Origin of the sequence: Sphingomonas sp. PvP018 (assembly GCF_017876865.1) — a bacterium.
GTDB classification, from domain to species: Bacteria; Pseudomonadota; Alphaproteobacteria; order Sphingomonadales; family Sphingomonadaceae; genus Sphingomonas; species Sphingomonas aerolata.
Window position 1 is genome coordinate 2,874,850 of sequence record NZ_JAGIOU010000001.1, and the last position, 19,111, is coordinate 2,893,960.

General features: G+C 69.5%; 18 protein-coding genes. 7 read left to right on the forward strand and 11 right to left on the reverse strand.

Going from position 1 to position 19,111, the window contains the following annotated elements:
- Positions 1–18 precede the first annotated feature (18 nt).
- From J3A66_RS12790 to J3A66_RS12800, 3 genes are all read left to right on the forward strand, one after another.
- Positions 19–2,055 (forward strand): acetyl/propionyl/methylcrotonyl-CoA carboxylase subunit alpha, encoded by a 2,037-nt coding sequence (locus tag J3A66_RS12790; protein WP_209569213.1) that lies wholly within the window; start codon positions 19–21, stop codon positions 2,053–2,055.
- Between the two features lie 248 nt (positions 2,056–2,303).
- Positions 2,304–4,715, forward strand: a complete 2,412-nt coding sequence (locus J3A66_RS12795) for a DUF3772 domain-containing protein (protein WP_209569215.1) — start codon at positions 2,304–2,306, stop codon at positions 4,713–4,715.
- Positions 4,716–4,780: 65 nt separating this feature from the next.
- A complete protein-coding gene (locus J3A66_RS12800) occupies positions 4,781–7,426 on the forward strand; it encodes a TonB-dependent receptor (RefSeq protein WP_209569217.1) in 2,646 nt (881 codons plus the stop codon).
- A gap of 133 nt (positions 7,427–7,559) precedes the next feature.
- Here the strand turns inward: J3A66_RS12800 and J3A66_RS12805 are convergent, their stop codons facing one another.
- Complete coding sequence (locus J3A66_RS12805) at positions 7,560–9,101, reverse strand: ABC transporter permease/substrate-binding protein (protein ID WP_209569219.1); 1,542 nt, start codon at positions 9,099–9,101, stop codon at positions 7,560–7,562.
- Positions 9,098–9,859 carry an ATP-binding cassette domain-containing protein gene (locus J3A66_RS12810; RefSeq protein WP_209569222.1) on the reverse strand — a complete coding sequence of 254 codons (762 nt, stop codon included), beginning with the start codon at positions 9,857–9,859 and terminating at the stop codon, positions 9,098–9,100. Before J3A66_RS12810 ends, J3A66_RS12805 begins: the two co-directional genes overlap by 4 nt.
- Before the next feature lie 53 nt (positions 9,860–9,912).
- Here J3A66_RS12810 and J3A66_RS12815 point away from each other — a divergent pair, with 53 nt between their 5' ends.
- Positions 9,913–10,698: an SDR family oxidoreductase gene (locus tag J3A66_RS12815; RefSeq protein WP_209569224.1), complete on the forward strand. Its 786-nt coding sequence runs from the start codon at positions 9,913–9,915 to the stop codon at positions 10,696–10,698.
- A gap of 138 nt (positions 10,699–10,836) precedes the next feature.
- On the opposite strand, the gene J3A66_RS12820 is transcribed toward J3A66_RS12815, so the two are convergent.
- Positions 10,837–11,133 (reverse strand): 4a-hydroxytetrahydrobiopterin dehydratase, encoded by a 297-nt coding sequence (locus tag J3A66_RS12820; protein ID WP_031394518.1) that lies wholly within the window; start codon positions 11,131–11,133, stop codon positions 10,837–10,839.
- Positions 11,134–11,180: 47 nt separating this feature from the next.
- Between J3A66_RS12820 and J3A66_RS12825 the strand changes: the two genes are divergently transcribed.
- The 3 genes from J3A66_RS12825 to J3A66_RS12835 are packed head-to-tail and all read left to right on the forward strand — an operon-like array spanning position 11,181 to position 12,825.
- Positions 11,181–11,603, forward strand: a complete 423-nt coding sequence (locus J3A66_RS12825) for a metallopeptidase family protein (protein WP_245336816.1) — start codon at positions 11,181–11,183, stop codon at positions 11,601–11,603.
- Positions 11,600–12,184 (forward strand): heme ABC exporter ATP-binding protein CcmA, encoded by a 585-nt coding sequence (gene ccmA, locus J3A66_RS12830; RefSeq protein WP_209570580.1) that lies wholly within the window; start codon positions 11,600–11,602, stop codon positions 12,182–12,184. The genes J3A66_RS12825 and ccmA overlap by 4 nt, the downstream gene beginning before the upstream one ends.
- Entirely contained in the window at positions 12,184–12,825 is a 642-nt protein-coding gene (locus J3A66_RS12835; RefSeq protein ID WP_192098622.1) for a heme exporter protein CcmB, read from the forward strand. The genes ccmA and J3A66_RS12835 overlap by 1 nt, the downstream gene beginning before the upstream one ends.
- Before the next feature lie 114 nt (positions 12,826–12,939).
- Here J3A66_RS12835 and J3A66_RS12840 read toward each other — a convergent pair whose 3' ends face one another.
- The 8 genes from J3A66_RS12840 to J3A66_RS12875 form a co-directional block, all read right to left on the reverse strand.
- A complete protein-coding gene (locus J3A66_RS12840) occupies positions 12,940–13,815 on the reverse strand; it encodes a class I SAM-dependent methyltransferase (protein WP_056017567.1) in 876 nt (291 codons plus the stop codon).
- Complete coding sequence (gene thrC / locus J3A66_RS12845) at positions 13,812–15,212, reverse strand: threonine synthase (RefSeq protein WP_166746381.1); 1,401 nt, start codon at positions 15,210–15,212, stop codon at positions 13,812–13,814. Before thrC ends, J3A66_RS12840 begins: the two co-directional genes overlap by 4 nt.
- An 11-nt stretch (positions 15,213–15,223) precedes the next feature.
- On the reverse strand, positions 15,224–15,856 hold the full coding sequence (locus tag J3A66_RS12850; RefSeq protein ID WP_341786133.1) for an SURF1 family cytochrome oxidase biogenesis protein: 633 nt from the start codon (positions 15,854–15,856) through the stop codon (positions 15,224–15,226).
- Positions 15,853–16,236, reverse strand: coding sequence for a DUF983 domain-containing protein (locus J3A66_RS12855; protein WP_031441783.1), 384 nt, complete (start codon positions 16,234–16,236; stop codon positions 15,853–15,855). The genes J3A66_RS12850 and J3A66_RS12855 overlap by 4 nt, the downstream gene beginning before the upstream one ends.
- A gap of 241 nt (positions 16,237–16,477) precedes the next feature.
- A complete protein-coding gene (locus J3A66_RS12860; protein WP_031441784.1) occupies positions 16,478–17,404 on the reverse strand; it encodes a cytochrome c oxidase subunit 3 in 927 nt (308 codons plus the stop codon).
- Positions 17,405–17,433: 29 nt separating this feature from the next.
- Positions 17,434–17,973, reverse strand: a complete 540-nt coding sequence (locus J3A66_RS12865; protein ID WP_031395434.1) for a cytochrome c oxidase assembly protein — start codon at positions 17,971–17,973, stop codon at positions 17,434–17,436.
- Positions 17,973–18,116 carry a hypothetical protein gene (locus tag J3A66_RS12870; protein WP_166746380.1) on the reverse strand — a complete coding sequence of 48 codons (144 nt, stop codon included), beginning with the start codon at positions 18,114–18,116 and terminating at the stop codon, positions 17,973–17,975. Before J3A66_RS12870 ends, J3A66_RS12865 begins: the two co-directional genes overlap by 1 nt.
- Complete coding sequence (locus tag J3A66_RS12875) at positions 18,113–19,012, reverse strand: heme o synthase (protein WP_192098620.1); 900 nt, start codon at positions 19,010–19,012, stop codon at positions 18,113–18,115. Before J3A66_RS12875 ends, J3A66_RS12870 begins: the two co-directional genes overlap by 4 nt.
- Positions 19,013–19,111: the final 99 nt, after the last annotated feature.

Sequence of the window (19,111 nt, forward strand, 5' to 3'; positions counted from 1 at the left end):
CACAGTTTAGGGCGAGAGATGTTCAAGAAAATCCTGGTCGCCAATCGCGGCGAGATCGCATGCCGCGTGATGCGCACCGCCAAGGCGATGGGGATCAAGACCGTCGCGGTCTATTCCGACGCCGATGTGCGCAGCCCGCACGTGCTGATGGCGGACGAGAGCGTGCGGCTGGGGCCAGCGCCCGCGGCGGAGAGCTATCTCAAGGCCGAGCTGATCCTGCTGGCGGCGAAGGAGACGGGCGCGGACTGCATCCATCCGGGCTATGGCTTCCTGTCCGAGCGCGAGAGTTTCGCGCGGGCATGTGCCGAGGCGGGGATCGCGTTCATCGGGCCGCCGCCGGCTGCGATCGCGGCGATGGGCGACAAGATCGAATCGAAGAAGCTCGCCAAGGCGGCGGGCGTCAACGTCGTGCCGGGCTATCTGGGCGAGATCGACAGCACCGACCATGCGGTCGAGATCGCTGGCGGCATCGGCTATCCGGTGATGATGAAGGCGTCGGCGGGCGGCGGCGGCAAGGGCATGCGGCTGGCGTACAGCGAGCAGGACGTCCGCGAGGGCTTCGAGGCGACCAAGCGCGAGGGGCTGGCGTCGTTCGGCGACGACCGCGTGTTCATCGAGAAGTTCATCGAGAGCCCGCGGCATATCGAGATCCAGCTGATCGGCGACCAGCATGGCAACATCGTCTATCTGAACGAGCGCGAATGCTCGATCCAGCGGCGGCACCAGAAGGTCGTCGAGGAGGCGCCGTCGCCGTTCGTCACGCCCAAGATGCGCAAGGCGATGGGCGAGCAGGCGGTCGCGCTGGCGCGCGCGGTCGGCTATTATTCGGCGGGGACGGTCGAGCTGATCGTGTCGGGCGCGGATACGAGCGGCGAGGGGTTCTACTTCCTCGAGATGAACACGCGACTCCAGGTCGAGCATCCGGTGACCGAGGAGATTACCGGGCTCGATCTGGTCGAGCTGATGATCCGGGTCGCGGCGGGCGAGCCGCTCGGGTTCGCACAGGACGACGTGAAGCTGAACGGCTGGTCGATCGAGAACCGGGTCTATGCGGAGGATCCGTATCGCGGGTTCCTGCCGAGCATCGGGCGGCTGGTGCGGTATAATCCGCCCCTCCCGTTCGCCCTGAGCGAGGGTGCTTCGACTTCGCTCAGCACGAACGGTGTAGACTCCGCCGAACCCCGCGTCCGTGTCGACGATGGCGTGCGCGAGGGGGGCGAGGTCAGCATGTTCTATGACCCGATGATCGCCAAGCTGATCACCTGGGCACCGACGCGCGAGGGGGCGGTCGCGGCGCAGATCGCGGCGCTCGACGCGTTCGAGCTCGAGGGGCCGGGGAACAACATCGATTTCCTGTCGGCGGTCATGCAGCATCCGCGCTTCCAGTCGGGGGCGCTGACGACCGGGTTCATCGCCGAGGAATATCCCGACGGCTTCCACGGCGCGCCCGCGGATGCGGTGTTGCTGACGACGCTCGCCGCGGTTGCCGCCTTTGCCGCGACGGCAGAAGCCGACCGCGCGCGGCGGGTCGACGGGCAGCTCGGGCGGCGGTTGCGCCCGCCTGCGGACTGGGTGGTGACGATCGGCGGGACCGATCACGACGTGCGCGTGTCGACCGACGGGATTTCGGTCGATGGCGAAGAGCTCGACCTGTCGCTCGAATATACGCCGGGGGATCGGATGGTGATGGTCGAGGGCGACGAGCATCTCACGATCCGCATCGCCAGGGCGCGCGCCGGGTTCAGGCTGACGACGCGCGGCGCGAGCCATGTCGCGCGCGTGCTGCCCGCACGGGTCGCGCCCTATGCCGCGCATCTGATCGAGAAGGTCGCGCCCGATCTGTCGAAATTCCTGCTCTGCCCGATGCCGGGGCTGCTCGTGCGGCTCGACGTCGCGGCGGGGGACCGGGTTGAGGCGGGGCAGGCGCTCGCGGTGGTCGAGGCGATGAAGATGGAAAATATCCTGCGCGCGGAGAAGACCGGCGTGGTGAAGTCGGTATCGGCGGCGGCGGGGGACAGCCTGGCGGTGGATCAGGTGATCTTGGAGCTGGAATAGGTTTCAGCTCTTGTGTCCCCGCGGAGGCGGGGACCCAGACTGGGCTCCCGCCTTCGCGGGAGAACATGGGCTCCACCACCCCGGCGGAGGCCGGGGTCCAGTAGGGGGAGGTGGCTGGGCTAGCGCTGCGCGTCGTTACTTCAGCTTTCCCAACTGGGCCCCGGCCTTCGCCGGGGTGGTGTGTAGGGAGGGCGGGCCATCGCGGCGGGCTCTCCCGTTTTTGGCTGTGACGCTGTAGAGCCGGGCGGATGATCGTTCCCCGCTATTTCGCCGCGTTGCTGCTGCTCGTGTCCGCCGTGCCTGCCGTCGCGCAGGACGAGGCGAAGGTGGCCTCGGTCGCGGCGGGGCTGACGCGGGCGTCGGCGGAGTTGCAGGCGGTCGACGATGCGGCGGTCGAGGCGCGTGACGATGCGGCGCGGCAGGCGTTGCGGACGCGGGCGGAGGCGGTGCAGGCGACCGCGGCGGAGGCGGTGCGCGTGCTGACGCCCGAAATGGCGCTGGTCCAGGCGCGGGTGACCGAGCTGGGCGCGGCGACGCCGGGTGTCGTCGAGGCGCCCGAGATCCGCCAGCAGCGCCGATTGCTCGCGCAGAGCCAGTCGGCGATCGATTCGGCGATCAAGCGCGCGCGGCTGATCGGAGTCGAGGCCAAGCAGCAGATCGACGATATCGGTGCGGCCGAGGCGGAGGAGCTGGGCCAGCAATTGTCCGAGCGCAGCGCGTCGCCGCTGTCGCCGACTTTGTGGACCGCGATCGTCGATCACCTGCCGCGCGACACTGCGCGGCTGAACCGGTTCGCGGCGACCGGCGCGCGCCAGTTCGTGCAGCGGTTCGACATGCAGGCGGCGATGATCGCGCTGACCGGGCTGCTCGCCGCACTGGTGCTGCTCGTGCCGGTGCGCGGTGCGCTCCACCGGCTGGGGCGCGGCTATGCGACCGATCATGCGCCGGGGGGGCGGATCCGGCGGTCCGCCTATGCGCTGTGGCTGGTGGTGATCGGCACGATGTTGCCCGGATTCGCCGCGCTGGCGTTCGTCCAGTCGCTGCGCTGGTCCGCCTTGCTGTCGCCCGCGTTCGACCAGATCGCGGCGCGTTTCGTCGGATTGTCGTTCTTTGCGGCCTTCCTGTCGGCGTTGGGCGGCGCGTTGCTGTTGCGCGCGCAGCCGAGCTGGCGGCTGTTGCCGATCGGCGACAGCGCGGCACAGACGCTGCGCCCCTTCACCTGGGCGGCGGCGGGGTTGGTGTTCTTCGGCCAGCTGCTGATCACGGCCAACGCGCTGGTCGGCGCGAGTGCGGCGGCGTCGACCGCGGCGAACGCGCTGATCGCGCTGCTCCACCTGGCGCTGATCGCCGGCGTGCTGGTCGCGCTCGGGCGACTGAGGGCGGCGGCCCAGCCCGATCCCGAGAAGCCCGCCCGCAACAGCCTGCTCGCGATCGTCGCGCTGGTCGTGTGGCTGGCGGTGCTGGTCGCGTTCGTCGCGACGCTGACCGGATACGTCAATTTCGCGCTGAAGACCGCGCAGTGGATGGTGTGGGGGGCGATCGTCGGCGCGACGCTGTACCTGATGATGACCTTCACCGACGACGCCTGCCGTGCCGCGCTGTCGAGCAGCAACCGGATCGGCCGCAGCGCGAACAGCGGCTTCGGCGTCGGCAACCGGACGGTCGACCAGATCGGCGTCCTGCTGTCGGCGGTGCTGCGGCTGATGCTGATCATGCTGGCGTTCGGCGCGGTGATGGCGCCGTTCGGGGCGGGCGTGACGTCGGTGTTCGAGCTGTTCGGGACGCTTGCGGGCGGGATCACGGTCGGCGAGATCACGATATCGCCTGGCGCGGTGCTGCGGTCGATCGCGGTGCTGTTCGTTGCGCTGGCGATCATGCGCGGGCTGCAGCACTGGCTGGTCAACAGTTACCTGCCGACGACCGCGATGGATGCGGGCGCGCAGAATTCGGTGACGATGGTCGCGCGCTATGCGGGGATCATCGCCGCGGTGTTGTGGGCGCTCGCCGCGCTCGGGATCGGGATGGAGAAGCTGGCGGTGGTGCTCGGCGCGCTGTCGGTGGGCATCGGCTTCGGCCTGCAGGCGATCACGCAGAATTTCGTGTCGGGGCTGATCCTGCTCGCCGAGCGGCCGGTCAAGATCGGCGACTGGGTGCGGATCGGCAACCAGGAGGGCGACGTCAAGCGGATCAACGTGCGGTCGACCGAGATCCAGGTCGCCGACCGATCGACGCTGATCGTCCCCAATTCGGAGCTGATCACCAAGACGATCCAGAACATGACGCTGGCCGCGCCGATCGGGCGGATCCAGCTGCAATTCTCGGTGCCGATCGAGAGCGATCTCGACGCGGTGCGGACGATGCTGTTCACCGCCTTTGCCGACCAGAGCGAGGTGCTCGACGATCCCGAGGTGAAGGTGTTCATCGATTCGGTCGATGGCGGGCGCGCGAAGCTCAACTGCTTTGCCTATGTCGCGAGCCCGCGCGATGCCTATCCGGTGCGCAGCGCGCTGCTGTTCACGCTGCTGCGCCAGCTCCGCGAGGCGGGGATCGATCTCGGCGCGACGACGACGCGGATGGAGCTGATCGGGACGCCGCCCGCCGTCGGGGCCGCCGCCGGGGCTGCCGGAATCATGGCCGGACCGACCGACGCGACGCGGTGAAGCGGCATAATCCTGCGACAATTGGCCCCTAGGTGCCGGGGTCAGGTCGATGGGATATCAGGGTTATGCGTACACTGGGTTTGATGCTGGCGGTGAGCCTGCCGGCGATGGCGGCGGCGCAACAGGCGCCTGCGCCGGCGCCGGCGACAGAGGGCGCGCAGACGGACGGCGCCGCCGCCGAGCCGGAGGATAGCGTCGAGGGCGAGGAGATCGTCGTCACCGGATCGCGCAAGCTGCCCGGATCGGTGGTCGGCGACATTCCGCCCGACCAGACGCTCGGCCAGGCGGACATCCGTTCCTACGGCGTCAGTTCGGTGTCCGACCTGCTCGCCGAACTCAGCCCGCAGACGACGAGCGGGCGCGGCAGCGGGGGCGCGCCGGTGGTACTGCTCAACGGGCGGCGCATCTCGAGCTTTTCCGAAATCCGCGACATCCCGACCGAGGCGATCCAGCGCGTCGAGATCCTGCCCGAGGAGGTCGCGCTGAAATATGGCTATCGCGCGGACCAGAAGGTCGTGAACTTCGTGCTGCGCCGCCGCTTTCGCGCGGTGACCGCGGAGGCGATCGACCGGATGCCGACCGAGGGGGGCACGAACACGCCGCAGGCCAAGCTCGACCTGCTGACGATCGCGCGCGACCGGCGGGTCAACCTGCATGCCGAATATACGACGAGTTCGGCGCTGACCGAGGCGGAGCGCGACATCGTGCCGATCGCCGGGGGCAACGGCAGCGGGGCGGTGGGAGCGGGCGGCACGGTCGTCGATCCGACGCCGTTCCGCACGCTGCAGGGCCAGACGAGCACCTTCACCGCGAACAGCGTCTATGCGCGCAACATCTTCGGCAATGTCGGCGCGACGATCAACGGACGGCTCGAATCGACCGACAGCCGCAGCCTGAACGGCCTGCCCGTCGCCGCGCTGACGCTGGCGGACGGGAGCGTGATCAACCGTGCGCTCGACGATCCGGGCTTCCTGCCGCTGGCGCAGCGCGCGTCGTCGATCGCGGCGCATCTGGGCACGACGCTGAACGGCGATGTCGGCACGTGGCGCTGGACGGTGACGGGCAATTACGATCGCAGCGATACGCAGACCTTCACCGATACCGGCGTCGATGCGGGCGCGTTCAATGCGCGGCTGGCGGCGGGCGATCCGACCGCGGTGCCGCTGGGCGCGCTGACCGCGGCGGATATCGGCGCGGCGGCGGGCAACCGCGCCTATGCGACGCAGAGCATCGGCGGGATCGACGCGGTCGCCAATGGCCGGCTGTTCGCGCTGCCTGCGGGCGACGTGTCGACGACGCTGAAGCTGGGCGCGGAGACCGCCGACTTCGACAGCCGGTCGGATCGCGGCGGGTTCGCGCAGCGCGGGCAGGTGGCGCGCGACACGGTCAACGGCCAGGTCAATGTCGACCTGCCGATCGCGAGCCGGTCGAAGGACGTGCTGCCGTTCCTCGGCACGCTGTCGGCGAACTTCAACCTGGCGCAGGATCATTTGTCGGATTTCGGCACGCTGACCACGCTTGGTTACGGCGCGAACTGGGCGCCGATCCCGGCGGTGCGGCTGATCGCGTCGGTGACCGACACCGACCAGGCGCCGACCGCGCAGCAGCTGGGCAATCCGTCGATCACGACGCCCAATGTCCGCGTGTTCGATTATGTCCAGGGCACGACCGCGACCGTCACCACGATCAGCGGCGGCAATCCCGGGCTGAGCGCGGACAATAACCGCGTGACAAAGCTGGGGCTGACGGTGAAGCCCTGGGCGGGGCGCGAGGTGACGCTGACCGCCAATTATGTCGACAGCCGGACCGACAATCCGATCGCCGCCTTCCCGGCCGCGACCGCGGCGATCGAGGCGGCGTTCCCCGACCGGTTCGTCCGCGATGCGACGGGCGCACTGTTGCAGGTCGACCGGCGGCCGATCAATTTCGCGCGCAGCGAACGCTCCGAACTGCGCTGGGGGATCAATTTCTCCGCGCCGCTGAAGTCGAAGATCCAGCGCGAGCTCGAGGCGTTTCGCGCGGGGACGGGGCCCAATCCGTTTGCCGGGATGCAGCCGCCGGGCGGCGGGCGGCCTCGGGGTGAAGGCGGGCGGGGTGAAGGCGCGCGGGGTGAAGGACCGCGGGGCGAAGGCGCCGGGCCGGGTGAGGGACGCGGCGGCGGTGGCCCGGGTGGTCCGGGCGGCGGGGGCGGCGGCTTCGGGCGTGGCGGACGCGGGCAGGGCGGCGGGCGTGTCCAGTTCGCGCTGTATCACACCTGGCGCTTTACCGACCGCGTGCTGGTCGCGGAGGGCGGGCCGAGCCTGAACCTGCTCGACGGCGATGCGATCGGCAATAATGGCGGGTCGGCGCGGCACAGCCTGGAGGCGCAGGCGGGCTATAGCAATAACGGTCTGGGCGCGCGGCTGTCGGCGAATTACGCGGAGGGCACGCGGGTCGATGGCGGGACCGCGGCGGCGCCCGAGACGCTCAATTTCGGCGGGCTGGCGACCGCAAACGTGCGGCTGTTCGCGGATCTGGGGCAGCGGCTCGAATGGGTGAAGGCGCGGCCGTGGCTGCGCGGGATGCGCGTCACGCTGTCGGTCGACAATGTGTTCAACACGCGGCAGCGGGTAACCGATGCGAGCGGGGCGGTGCCGAACACCTATCAGCCGGATTATCTCGATCCGCTGGGGCGGACGGTGCGGTTGAGCGTGCGGAAGCTGTTTTTCTGAGGCTCGCGTCATCCTGACGGAAGTCAGGATCCAGAGCCCAACAGCGCCGCCCTCCGTGGCTCTGGATCCTGACTTTCGTCAGGATGACGGAGGGGGGGCAGGATGACGGGGTGGGGGCGGTTCAGCGTTCGGGTTACAGGCCGATCCTGGTCGCGAGCCAGCGGGCGGCGGACTCGGGGGTCTGTTTGTCGGTGTCGCGGTCGACCTGGTAGTTGGCGGTGCGCATCGCCTCGACCGGGATGCGGCCGACAAGCGGGCGGAGCGCGGCGGTGAAGCGGGCGTCGTTCGCACGCGCGGGGGCGACCATCAGGATCGCGTCATAGCCCGGAATCGCGTGGCGCGGGTCGGTGAGCACGGTCAGATTGTCCGCGGCGATCCGGCCGTCCGAGGAAAAGGCGGAGATGACGTCCGCCTTCCCGCTCTGCAGTGCGCGGTACATGAAGGTCGGGCTGTACGGCGTGGTGCGCGCGAAGCGGAGGGGATAGGCGCGTTTCACCGCCGCCCATTCGGGGCGTTCGAGGAACTCGAGGTCGCTGCCGAGCGTCAGGCCGGGCGCGGCCTTCACCAGATCGTCGAGGCTCGCGATGCGCTGGCGGCGCGCCACGTCCGCCTTCATCGCAAAGGCATAGGCGTTCTCGAACCCGAGCGTGCCGACCAGGCCGACGCCGTGCGTACTCGTCGCCCAAGTGCCGATATCGGCGACCATCTTCGTGCGCTCGGGCACGTCGCTGCGCTTCATCTCGTTGGCCCAGATCGTGCCGGCATAGTCGACATAGACGTCGATATCGCCGCCTGCGAGCGCGCCGAAGACGAGCGCGGAGCCGAGCCCGTCGCGGTAGGTGACGGTGTAGCCCGCGCGCGTCAGCCGGTCGCCGATGAGCCGCGCGAGGATATATTGCTCGGAAAAGTTCTTCGCGCCGACGACGACCGTCCGGTCGCCGCCGCCGCCGCGCGGCCAGAGCGGCGCGGTGGCGAGCGCAGTCCCTGCGACCAGCAGCGCGGCGCTTGCGATCCACAGCCAGCGACGGCGCGCGCGGATGCCCTGTTCGATCCCGCCGATCAGCGCGTCGACGACAAGCGCGAGCGCCGCTGCGCTGACGCAGCCGGCAAGCACCAGCGCCCAGTTCTGCGTCTGGAGCCCGGCGAAGATCAGGTCGCCCAGACTCGGCTGGCCGACCGTGGTCGACAAGGTCGCCGCGCCGATCGTCCAGACCGCGGCGGTGCGGATGCCGGCGACGACGACGGGGGCGGCGAGCGGGGCCTCGACGAGGCGGAGCTTCTGCGCGGGGGTCATGCCGACCGCGTCGGCGGCCTGCGACACCGCGGGATCGAGCCCCTGCAGCCCGGCGACCGCGTTGCGCAGGATCGGCAGCAGCGCATAGAGCGTGAGCGCGATCAGCGAGGGGAGGAAGCCCAAGGCGGGGATCCCGCCGCCAACCAGCGCGGACAGGCTGAGCAGCAGCGGATAGAAGAGCGCGAGCAGCGCGAGGCTGGGGACCGTCTGGACGAGGCTGGCAAAGCCCAATGCGACGCGTGCGACCGCGGCGTTGCGCGCGGACCAGATGGCGAGCGGCAGGCTGATCGCGATGCCGAGCAGCAGCGCCGCCGCGGACAGCAGGACGTGGCTGGCGAGCAGCGGCGGCACGCGGGTCAGCGCGTCGAGGAACGCGCTCATGCGACGAGCGCCCGGAGGCGGTCGGCCTGCGCGCGCGGGACCTGGACCAGTGCCTGGGCGTCGTCGCCGCCTTCGCCCGCGACGAGCGCGGCGGGGGTCGCATCCGCAACGATACGCCCGGCCTTCATGACGAGCACGCGGTCGGCGAGCAGCAACGCCTCCGCCATGTCGTGCGTGACGAGGATGGTGGTGAGGCCCAGCCGGTCGTGCAGCTCGCGGATGCGCGTGCCGAGTGCGTCGCGGGTGACGGGATCGAGCGCGCCGAACGCCTCGTCGAGGAGCAGGAGCTTTGCCCCGGGCGCGAGCGCGCGGGCGATGCCGACGCGCTGGCGCTGGCCGCCTGACAGCGCGTCGGGCAGACGTCCGGCGATGCCGCGCGGCAGGTCGACGAGATCGAGCAGCGCGCCGACATCGGCCTCGTCGCCGCGGCCGGCGATGCGCAGCCCGATCGCGATGTTCTCGGCGATCGTCATGTGCGGGAACAGGCCGATATTCTGGAAGACATAGCCGACCCGGCGGCGCAGCGCGGGCGCGTGGCCGTGCGTGACGTCGGTGCCGTCGAGCAGGACGCGGCCGTCGCTGGGCTCGACGAGGCGGTTGATCGTCTTGAGGAGGGTCGACTTGCCCGATCCCGACGTGCCGACGAGCGCGACGAAGCTGCCGCCCGCGATGTCGAGCGAGACCGCATCGACCGCGATCGTCGCGCCGTAAGCCTTGGTGACGCGTTCGAAAGCGAGCGCTGGAGATTGATCTGGCATCTGGGCGCAGGATGCGGGAAACATACCGCAAAATCAAACGGAGAGGATCGGCCATGAGCCAGCAGAGCATATTCATCACCGGCGGCGGATCGGGGATCGGCCGCGCGACCGCTTTGCTGTTCGCGCGCAAGGGCTGGCGGGTCGGGCTGGCCGACGTCAGCGCCGCGGGGCTGGCGGAGACCGCGGCGCTGCTGCCCGAGGGGGCGTCGACCTATGTGATGGACGTGCGCGACCGCGAGGCGTGGGTGGCGTCGCTCGATGCGTTCACGGCCGTGACGGACGGGCGGCTCGACGTGCTGTTCAACAATGCCGGGATCGGCTCTGGCGGGCCGCTCGCGACGACCGACTTCGCCGAGATCGACCGGGTGGTCGGGGTCAACCTGGTCGGCGTGCTGAACGGCGCGAAGATCGGTCATGGCTATCTGAAGCGGACGCCGGGATCGTGCCTGCTCAACACCGCATCGGCGTCGGCGATCTATGGCTCGTCGGGGCTGGCGCCCTATTCGGCGACCAAGTTCGGGGTGCGCGCGATCACCGAGGCGCTCGACGGCGAATGGGCGGGCGACGGGATCAAGGTGCGCGCGATCGTGCCGAGCTTCATCGACACGCCGCTGCTGAACACGACCGCGGGGGGATCGAACCGGTCGATCCGCGAGACGGTGACGGGCGCGGGGCTCGAGCTGACCGGGGTCGAGGCGGTCGCCGACGCGGCCTGGGCTGCGGTGCACGGCAACGCGGTCCACACCTATGTCGGCAAGACCGCGCACCGCATGGCGTTCGCCGCGCGCTGGATGCCGGGGTCGCTGCGCAAGCGGATGCGGCGGAGTGTGAAGCGGTAGGGGGGTTCCGTCATCCCGGGTTTGATCCGGGACCCAGAGTCACGGGCGTTGCCGTTTGTGGCTCTGGATCCTGACTTTCGTCAGGATGACGGGGGGGGCGTCAGGATGACGGAAGGGGTCAGGATGACGGTTCGGCGGTCAGGAGTCGCCGACGATGGCGTCGATCGCTTCGGCCATTTCGATGTCGCGGGGGGAGAGGCCGCCGGCGTCGTGGGTGGTCAGCAGGATCTCGACGCGGTTCCAGACATTCTTCCATTCGGGATGATGGTTGGCGCGCTCGGCGATCAGTGCGACCTGGGTCATGAAGCCGAATGCCTCGACGAAATCGGCGAACACGATCGTCCGCGTGATCGCGTCGCGGCCATCGTCATAATCCCACTCGTCGAGCCCATCGAGCGCCTCGGCCCGCTCGGTCTCGTTCAGTGCCTCGATCATTCGCGTACCCTTGCAGCTATGGATCGCCAACGCGTATGGCTGGAGCCATGAGCGGGCAAGCGACAATCCATGGTGATGTGCAGGGGCTCGCGCCCGATGCGGCTGCGATCGAGGCGATCGGGCGCGCGACGATCGCGCGGCTGCCCGCCGAATTCCGCGTGCATCTGGGTGACGTCGTCTTCGCCATCGAGGAATTCGCCGACGAGGAGACGCTGGCAGAGCTCGGCATCGAGCATCCGCTCGACCTGTCGGGGGTGTATCAGGGGCGGCCGCTGGGCGAGAAATCGTCGATGGATAGCGGCGCGATGCCCGACCGCATCACCTTGTACCGGCGTGCGATCCTCGAGGAATGGATCGAGACGGGGGTGCGGCTCGACGATCTGGTCGCGCATGTCACGATCCACGAGATCGGGCATCATTTCGGGCTGAGCGACGACGACATGCATGCGCTGGAAGACGCCGCGGCGTGAGCCTGGCGTTTCGCCGTGTCGCCTGCGACCGCGGCGGACGGCGGCTGTTCGACGACGTGTCGTTCGAGCTGGCGGCGGGTGAGGCGGCGGTCGTCGCGGGGCCGAACGGCGTCGGCAAATCGAGTCTGATCCGGATCGCCGCGGGGCTGTTGCCGCCCGCCGAGGGTGCGGTGACCGCGACCGGGCGCATCGCGCTGCTCGCCGAGGCGGCGGCGCTGGATGCGGAGCGCACGGTAAGCGAGGGGCTCGCGTTCTGGGCGGCGCTCGACGGCGCGGATAGTGCGGCGGTGGCGCAGGCGCTCGACGCTGTCGGGCTGGCGGCGCTCGCGGGGGTGCCGGTGCGGATGTTGTCGACCGGGCAGCGGCGGCGGGTGGCGATGGCGCGCGTGGTCGCGTCGGGCGCACCGATCTGGCTGCTCGACGAACCGGGCAACGGGCTCGATGCGGAGTCGCTCGGGCGGCTCGAGGCGCTGATCGCGCGGCATCGGGGCGGGGGCGGGATCGTGCTGGCCGCGACGCATCTGTCGCTGGCGATTCCGGGGGCGCAGACGATCGTCCTGTCGGGTGAGGAGGCGGCGTGATGCTGGCGCTGACCTTGCGCGACGTGCGGCGCGGCTATGCGGGGGGCGGGGCGGCGCTGGTCGTCGCGTTCTTCCTGCTGGTCGCGGTGCTGTTTCCGTTCGCGATCGGGCCCGATGCGGCGGTGCTCGCGCGGGTCGGGGGCGGTGTGATCTGGGCGGCGGCGCTGCTCGCGGCCTTGCTGCCGGTCGAGCGGCTGGTGGGGCCGGATCTGGAGAGCGGGGTGCTCGACCAGTTGCGCGTGCGCGGGGTGTCGCTGGCGCTGGTCGCGGCGGCGAAGATCGTCGCGCACTGGGTGGCGTTCGCGCCGCCGTTGATGCTGGCGGCGGTGATCGCGGCGGGGTTGCTCGACCTGTCGGGGGCGACGTTGCTGCGGGTCGAGATCGGGCTGGCGATCGGGACGCCGGGGCTCGCGGCGCTCGCGGTCGCGACGGGCGCGCTGGTCGCGGGGTTGCGCGGCGGGAGCGCGGTGGCGGGGCTGGTGATGCTGCCGCTCGCGGTGCCGTTGCTGATCTTTGGCGCGGGCGCGCTCGACCCGGTCGGCGGGGCGGGGGCGTTCAAGCTGCTCGGCGCGGTGAGCCTGGTGCTGGTGGCGGGGGCGCCGTTCGTGGCGGGGGCGGCGATGCGGGCGGGGATGGAGTAGGCGGGGGCTGTCGCAGGTGCTTCGACTTCGCTCAGCACGAACGAATCTTGGGGTTTGGGGCGGGGGTGTGCTTCGACTTCGCTCAGCACGAACGGACCTGGGGGTGGTCCCGCGTCAGTCGCGGGACCAGCGGGCCCAGATGGCGGTGGGGAGGGTGAGGCCGCGGGTTTCCTCGCGGACGCCGAGTTCGCCGGCTTCGACCTTGCCCGGCAGGTCGGCGAAGACCTGGTTGAGCAGTTCGCCGATCGCGAGCGCGGACATGCGGACTGCGTAGACGGTCAGGAACAGGAAGCGCGAATTCTCGTCGAGCAGCTTGCGGCAGTCGGCGATGAGGCGGGGGAGATCCTCCTCGAGCCGCCAGACCTCGCCCTCGGGACCGCGGCCATATTTGGGCGGGTCGAGCAGGATGCCGTCATAGCGGCGGCCGCGACGGACCTCGCGCGCGACGAACTTGGCGGCGTCGTCGGTCATCCAGCGGATCGGCGCGTCGGCCATGCCCGACAGGCGCGCATTGGCCTTGGCCGCCTCGACCGATTTCTTCGACGCATCGACATGGACCATGCGGACGCCCTTGGTCGCCATGGCGAGCGTGCCGACGCCGGTATAGCCGAACAGGTTCATGCATTCCGGACTGTCGAGCCCGGCGACGCGCTCGCGCATCCAGCTCCACACCGGCGCCATGTCGGGGAAGAAGCCGAGATGGCGGAAGGGGGTGGTCTGCGCGGTGTAGGACACCTCGTTCCACTTGAGCGTCCAGCCTTCGCGGGGCACGGGTTCCGAGAATTCCCAGCGGCCGCCGCCATCCTCGTCCGAGCCGGGGACGAACTCGCCTTGTGCCTTCCAGTCGGTCGAGGCGGGGGCCCACATCGCCTGTGGTTCGGGGCGGATGAAGCGGAAACGGCCATAGCGTTCGAGCTTCTTGCCGTGCCCGGAATCGATCAGGCCGTAATCCGCCCAGGGTTCGCCGATGAGGGTGTCGAGCGTCTTCATGCCGACGGCTTTGCGCGGTCGGCGATATAGGCGGTGATCGCGTCGAAGGTGGCAGGCAAGGTGACGTAGCGTTCCTCGCGCTGGAACAGGTCGCCGACACGCGCGGGGAGCGAAGGCCGGACGCCGGTCGCGCGCTCGACCGCGTCGCGGAACTTGGCGGGATGCGCGGTGGCGAGCGTGACGATCGGCGTGCCGGGCGGCACCTCGGTACGCAGCGCGGCGGCGAGGCCGATCGCTGTGTGCGGGTCGATTACCTGCCCGGCATGCTCATGCGCCCAGCGCATCGCGAGCGTCATGTCGTCGAGATCGACACGGTCGCTCTGGAACAGCGCCGCCGCCCCTTGCGACTGCGCGTTGGTCAGCCGCATCGCGCCCGAGGATTCGAAGCCTGCCATCTGTGCGGCGAGTGCTGCGCCGTCGCGGCTGCCGAGGTCGAACAACAGGCGTTCGAAGTTCGAGCTGACCTGGATGTCCATCGACGGGGTCGGGGTCTGTTCGACGCCGGTCTTCGAATAGTCGCCGCTGCTGAGCGCGCGGTGGAGGATGTCGTTGACGTTGGTCGCGACGACCAGCTTGGCGACGGGGAGGCCCATCCGCGCGGCGACATAGCCCGCGAAGACGTCGCCGAAATTGCCGGTCGGCACGGAGAAGGCGACCTCGCGGTCGGGCGCGCCGAGGCGGACCGCGGCGTAGAAGAAGTACACGACCTGCGCCATCAGCCGCGCCCAGTTGATCGAGTTCACCGCGGACAGCGCGAACCGGTCGGAGAAGCCGGGGTCGTTGAACATCGCCTTCACGAGCGCCTGCGCGTCGTCGAAGCTGCCTTCGATGGCGATGTTGTAGACATTGGGGCTGAGCACCGTCGTCATCTGGCGGCGCTGCACGTCCGAGATGCGGCCGGCGGGGTGGAGCATGAAGATGTCGATGCCCTCGCGCCCCGCGACCGCGTCGATCGCCGCCGAGCCGGTGTCGCCGCTGGTCGCGCCGACGATCGTCAGGCGCTTGGTGGTGCCGGCGAGGAAGCGTTCGAAGAAGAGGCCGAGCAGCTGGAGCGCGACGTCCTTGAACGCGAGCGTCGGGCCGTGGAAGAGTTCGAGCAGCCACTGGTCATGGTCGAGCTGGACCAGCGGGACGACGGCGGCGTGCGAGAAGCGGCCATAGGCCTGGTCGCAGAGCGCCTTCAGCGCGTCGCGGGTCATCGCGTCGCCGACGAACGGCGCCATGACGGCGACCGCGGTGTCGACATAGGAGAGCCCGGCGAGCGCGGCGATCTCGTCGCGGGTCATCGTCGGCCATGTCTCGGGGAGGTAGAGGCCGCCATCGGATGCGAGACCGGCGAGCGTCGCCGCTTCGAAATCGAGGACGGGGGCCGAGCCGCGGGTGCTGATGTAACGCATGGCCAAGCCGGTTAGCGGGACGCAGCTTTCGACACAACCTTGCCGCGCCTGCCCAGTGCCAGGACATAAATGATCGCGGCGATGGCGGCGAAGAAGAACCACTGGCCGGCATAGGCGAGATGGTTGTTCGGGACCGCGTCGAGGTCGGGCTTGCCGTTGGGGGCGAGGCCGGCGGGCGGCGTGTCGGCGACCAGCATCAGCCGCGCCGGGGTCGGGTCGAACAGCGAACCGATCAGCGAGCGGCCGTCGGGGGCGTGGGTGATATAGCCCGAGACCGGGCCGCCGGACCATTGGGGCTTGAGCTTTGGATCGCGCGTGGTGCCGAGCTGGACGATCATGCCGGGCCCTTCGGCGCCTGTGCGGCAGTCGGCGATGACGCGGAAGCCCGCCTTGCCTGCGCCGGCGAGGCGGATCCCGGTCGGCTTGACGCAGACGCCCGTCGCGCGGCGGAACAGCAGCGTCTCGTCAGGGAGGCTCGGGAACGCCATCAGCGGACGCGCGGGGTTGGCGGCGAGCTGCGCGAGGAACGCCTCCTTCTTCGGGAGGCGGTCGAGCAACTGCCACAGGCCGAGCGCGATCATCGCCGCGACCGCGACCGCGACGAGCAGCGTCGGGAGGACGGGGAAACGCCGGGTGGTCGTCACGGCTGGCTGCGACCCTCGCGCGCGGCGTTGCGATATTCGGCGGACATGAGCGCACCCTTGGCGGCGCGGAGCGACAGGATGACGCCCGCGGCGGTGAACGGGATCCAGACCAGCATGTGCACCCAGAGTGGCGGGTGCAGCGTCAGCTCGAGCGTGATCGCGAGCGCGACGACGATCGCGCCGAGGATCAGCGTCAGGAACGCGGCGGGGCCGTCGCCGACGTTGAACTTGCTGAAGTCGAGGCCGCAATTGGAGCAGCGATCGGCGAATTCGGCCCATCTGGCGAAGAGGGTGGGCTTGCCGCAGCGCGGGCAGAGGCCCTTGAGCGCGACCTGGGCGATCGGGGGGGCGGAGGCGAGGGGGTAGGGGTCGGGGGTCATGCGCGGTCGCCTTGCCCGGTGTGGCTCCCCGCGGAGGCGGAGATCCGGGCTGGGCTCCCGCCTTCGCGGGAGAACAGGGTGAGGAGGGCGGGCGGTTCGTCAGAGATCGCCACCCCGGCGGAGGCCGGGGCCCAGTTGGGGGGCGTTGCTGACTGAGGGCAGCGCTTCGTTACTGCGGCCTTCCCAACTGGGCCCCGGCCTTCGCCGGGGTGGTAGGCGGGGAGGGGGTGGGCGTGAACGCTCAACCGCCGTGGACGGGGGCGCCCCAGCCGCCCCAGACATAGACGGTGACGAACAGGAACAGCCAGACGACGTCGACGAAATGCCAGTACCAGGCCGCCGCCTCGAAGCCGAAATGCTGGCGGGGGGTGAAGTCGCCCTTATAGGCGCGGACGAGGCAGACGATCAGGAAGATCGTGCCGATGAGGACGTGGAAGCCGTGGAACCCGGTCGCCATGAAGAACGCGGCGCCATAGTTGATCCCCTTGAACGGGAACGGCGCGTGCATGTACTCATAGGCCTGGATCGCGCTGAACAGCGCGCCGAGGATGACCGTCAGCCACAGGCCCTTGAGCACGCCGTCGCGGTTGCCGACGCCGATCATGCCCCACAGCCCGGTCTTCTCGCCGCCACGCTGGTTGTGGATCAGCGCGTGGTGCGCCCAGGTGACGGTGGTGCCCGACGTCAGCAGGATCAGCGTGTTGAGCAGCGGGAGCTCGAACGGGTTGATGACGGTGAGGCCCTTGGGCGGCCACTGCGCGGCGACCGCAGCCGCACCTTCGGCGGCGCGTTCGACCTGGCCGTCGACGATGCTCATCGCGGTCGGGAAGAGCGAGAAGTCGAAGAACGCCCAGAACCAGCCGACGAAGAACATGACTTCGGAGGCGATGAACAGGATCATGCCATAGCGGAAATGGAGCTGGACGACGGGGGTGTGATCACCCGCGCGCGCCTCGGCGATGACCTGTGCCCACCAGCTGTAGAAGGTGAAGAGCAGCCCGGCGAGGCCGATGAAGAAGATCCAGCCGCCGCCATTGGGCTTGTCGACATGGCCGCCATGCATCCACATGACGCCGCCGACCGCCATCACGAGTGCGGACATCGACCCGACCAGCGGCCAGACGCTGGGCGGCAGGATGTGATAATCGTGGTTCTTGGCGCCGGCCATGGTACTCCCCTATGTTCTTTACGACTGTCCTAGCTTGCGTTTTTCGCGGAATCCACCGGGTAAAACGTGTAGCTGAGCGTGATCGTCTGGATATCCGCCGCGTCGGGATCCTTCAGGATCTTCGGATCGACGAAGAAGATCACCGGCATCCGCGCGGTCTCGCCGGGCTTGAGCGTCTGCTCGGTGAAGCAGAAGCACTGGATCTTCGTGAAATATTTGCCGGCCTGCGCGGGCGTTACGTTGAACGTCGCGGTGCCGGTGATCGGCCGGTCCGAGGTGTTGGTCGCGGTGAAGAACGCCATGTCGCGCGCGCCGACCGCGATCGTGTCCGACGGGTTTTCGGGCGCGAACTTCCACGGCAGCTTCGGGTTTACATTGGCATCGAAATCGACGCGGATCTGGCGATCGGTCCCGCCCGGGGCGACGAGCCCGCGCTGCGTCGTGCCGTTGAGGCCGGTGACCTGGCAGAACAGGCGGTAGAGCGGCACGCTGGCAAAGGCGAGCCCGGTCATGAAGCAGATGCCGAGCACCGCGAGCAGTGCGGTTCGCGTGGTGCGCTCGATCCGCATCAGTGCGGCATCCCCGCCTGAATCTTGGCGATCGAGATGGCGAAGACGAGGATGACGAACGCGCCGAGCAGCAGCGCCATCACCTTGGCCCGGCCCATCTGGCGGCGGCGGATCAGGTCTTCGCGGGTCTTGTCATCGTTCATGCCAGCCACCTATCGACGACGAGCGCGCCGAACATCGCAAAGAGATACAGGATCGAATATTTGAACAAGCGCCGCTCGGGCTTCATCGCGTCGTCGACACCGGTCGTGCGCGTCGCGACGACGACCACGAGCCAAGCGAAGATCCCGGTCAGGACGGTCGCGACGACGCCGTAGAAATTGCCGACCAGGCCGAGCGGCCAGGGGAGCACCGCGGCGAGCGCCATCGGGATGGTGTAGAGGCCGATCTGGGTCCGGGTGACGCGTTCGCCCGCGACGACGGGGAGCATCGGCACGCCCGCATTGGCGTAATCGGTCTTCACGAACAGCGCGAGCGCCCAGAAATGCGGCGGCGTCCACAGGAAGACGAGCCCGAACAGCAGCAGCGGAAGCAGCGCGACATCGCCGGTCGCGGCGGCCCAGCCGATCAGCGGCGGGAAGGCGCCCGCTGCACCACCAATGACGATGTTCTGTGGCGTGCGGCGCTTGAGCCAGACGGTGTAGACGAGGACGTAGAACAGGATCGAGACGGTCAGGATCGCAGCCGCGGCGAGGTTGACGGCGAGCCCCATCAGCAGGACCGAGAAGCTGGCGAGGCCGACGCCGAAATGCAGCGCGGCCTGACGGTCCATCCGGCCGGCGGGAAGCGGGCGCTTCTGTGTGCGGCGCATGACCGCGTCGATATCGGATTCATACCATTGGTTGAGCGCCCCCGCCGCACCCGCGCCGAGCGCGATGCACAGGATCGCGGTGAAGCCGATCACGGGATGGATGCCGACGGGCGCGGCGAGCATGCCGCACAGCCCGGTGAACACGACGAGCGTCATCACCCGGGGTTTGGTCAGCGCCAGAAAGTCGCGCCATTCGGCGGGGGGAAGCAGGGGCGTCGCAGTGGTCATGGTTGCGCAGGCCTATACGCGACCCGGCGGTTCGGGGAAAGCCATGGTTCTGCTGGGGTTCTGCTGGGGAAATCGAAACCCCGGTATGGTGGCGAACGC